This is a genomic window from Streptomyces glaucescens, from assembly GCF_002154375.1.
Taxonomy (GTDB): Bacteria; Actinomycetota; Actinomycetes; order Streptomycetales; family Streptomycetaceae; genus Streptomyces; species Streptomyces glaucescens.
In genome coordinates this window covers 1-2015 of sequence record NZ_MUND01000423.1, presented here as the reverse complement: position 1 = coordinate 2015, position 2015 = coordinate 1, and the positions used below count along the sequence as shown (strand labels likewise).

The window sequence follows — 2015 nt, the reverse complement described above, 5'->3', positions numbered from 1 at the left end:
TCCGGGCTCCGCGGAGCCTGCCACCCGGGGTCCCTCCTGGTCTGCTTCGGGCGCCCGCCTCCCGGACGCGTCTGCTGCCACCGTAACCGGCCGTGCGGGCCCTCACTGACCGCCGCGGCCCTCCTGCCGGAGCCGGTCCTGGGCCTGGGTGGCGATGACGGCGGCATGGATGCGCCGTTCGACACCCAGCTTGGCGAGCAGACGGGAGATGTGGTTCTTGACCGTCTTCTCGGCGAGGTACAGCCGCTGCCCGATCTGGCGGTTGGTGAGTCCTTCACCGATCAGGGCGAGGATCTCCCGCTCGCGCGCGGTGAGGTCGGGCAGGGCGTCCGGCTCCTCCGGCGGCTGTTCGGCGCCGCGCAGCCGGGCCATGACGCGGGTGGTGGCGCTGGGGTCGAGCAGGGACTGGCCGCGGGCCACCGTGCGGACGGCGGTGACCAGATCGGAGCCCTGGATCTGTTTGAGGACGTAGCCGGAGGCGCCCGCCATGATCGAGTCGAGCAGGGCCTCCTCGTCGTCGAAGGAGGTCAGCATCAGGCAGGCCAGCTCGGGCATGCGCGAGCGCAGTTCCCGGCAGACGGTGACGCCGTCGCCGTCGGGGAGGCGGACGTCGAGGATCGCGACCCGCGGGCGCAGCGCCGGGACCCGGACCAGCGCCTGCTCGACGGTGGCGGCCTCGCCGACGACGTCGATGTCGGGTTCGTCGTCCAGCAGGTCGCGCACCCCGCGCCGGACCACCTCGTGGTCGTCCAGCAGGAAGACCCGGATCGGCCCGTCCGGGCCGGTCCGCTCACCGTCCGCCATCGCTTGCTCCTCGTTCCGGTCCTGCGGGGTGCCTGCCGGGGCTCCCCGTGCAGAATCCTGCTCCCCCCGAGGGCCGGACGGCCAGGGCCGTTCGGCCCTGATCACGGCCGGTTCAGCCGTCCCGGACCCAGTCGGTCACCGCGGGCGCAACGCGTCGGCTCGCTGCTCGTGCGGGCCTCTACTGCTCCGCGTTGTGGAGCTGTATGTCGCGGTTGGCGAAGAGGTGGACGTATCCGCAGTGCCAGCAGATCAGCCCGGTCGCCGTCTCGTCCGCCCACGCCATCTTCATGAACTCCATGCCGACGCTGTTCAGCATCACGCCCCGTTCGCGGAACAACTCGCCCCGGCAGATCTGGCAGGTGATCCAGACGTCTCCGACAGCGGCCCGAACCGGCTTGCGCGCCATGGCGCTTCCCCCTTGTGAGCTGTGATCCGGCTGGTCAGAGCCGGAGATCACAAAGCGTAACCGGAACGGGGAGCAGGCTGTCGGCGGGGGAAAGGAGATACGGCCGCCAGGCATGATCGGTGCCCGGCGGCCGTACGGGTACGGAAGAGCGGACCTCACATGTCGGCGGCGTCCACCACGTCACCGAGGTCGACGAACTTGAAGCCGGTCGCGGTGCGGGTGCCGCCCTCTCCGTCCGGGACCTCCGGGGTCTCGTGGCCGTCCTGGACGACCAGCAGACCGTTGGGGTAGCGGCTGCCCAGGGGGGCGTTGAGCACGGCGGCGCCGTCGCACTCCTGCGAGCCGTCGAGGGTCGCCGAGGCGGCGACGACGCGGAAGCCGCCCTCGTACTCGTTGGCCTCACTCACCTCGCGGTCGTACAGGGCGAAGGTGTCGTCGCCCTGGCTGGAGGCGAGGAGGTAGCCGTCGCCGTCGGACTCCTGGAACAGGGTGAGGCCCTCGACGTCGGCGGAGAGGTGCTCGCCGCCGTAGCCGGGGTCGGCGCCGGCCGTGCACTCCTCGGTCGCCTCGTCGTAGACGCCGGGGACGCCGAACTCGCGGACCTTGTCCACCAGGACCGGCTTGGTGGTGAGGTCGGCGCGCACGCGCCAGATGCCGATGTCCTCCTGGCCGGTGTAGAGCGTGCCGGTGGCCGGGTCCACCACCATGCCCTCGACCTGCCCTCCTCCTTCCGCCTGCCGAACGGCACCACCTGGTCCCCCTGCGCGGAGCCCGGTGAACTCCCGCAGGTCGAGGGCATGGTGGT

The 2015-nt window shown here is 71.6% G+C and carries 3 protein-coding genes; all 3 read right to left on the bottom strand.

Features of this window, described 5'->3' with window-relative positions:
* Positions 1–102: 102 nt before the first annotated feature.
* Entirely contained in the window at positions 103–804 is a 702-nt protein-coding gene (locus CCN42_RS25940) for a response regulator (RefSeq protein ID WP_086739239.1), read from the bottom strand.
* Positions 805–982: 178 nt separating this feature from the next.
* A complete protein-coding gene (locus tag CCN42_RS25935) occupies positions 983–1210 on the bottom strand; it encodes a hypothetical protein (RefSeq protein ID WP_086739237.1) in 228 nt (75 codons plus the stop codon).
* Between the two features lie 155 nt (positions 1211–1365).
* On the bottom strand, positions 1366–2015 hold a 650-nt coding region (locus CCN42_RS25930), incomplete at its 5' end, for a phytase (RefSeq protein ID WP_245877458.1).

Coding starts and splice junctions, on each gene's coding strand:
- CCN42_RS25940 (WP_086739239.1), bottom strand. CDS start 804: ATGGCGGACGGTGAGCGGACCGGCCCGGACGGGCCGATCCGGGTCTTC.
- CCN42_RS25935 (WP_086739237.1), bottom strand. CDS start 1,210: ATGGCGCGCAAGCCGGTTCGGGCCGCTGTCGGAGACGTCTGGATCACC.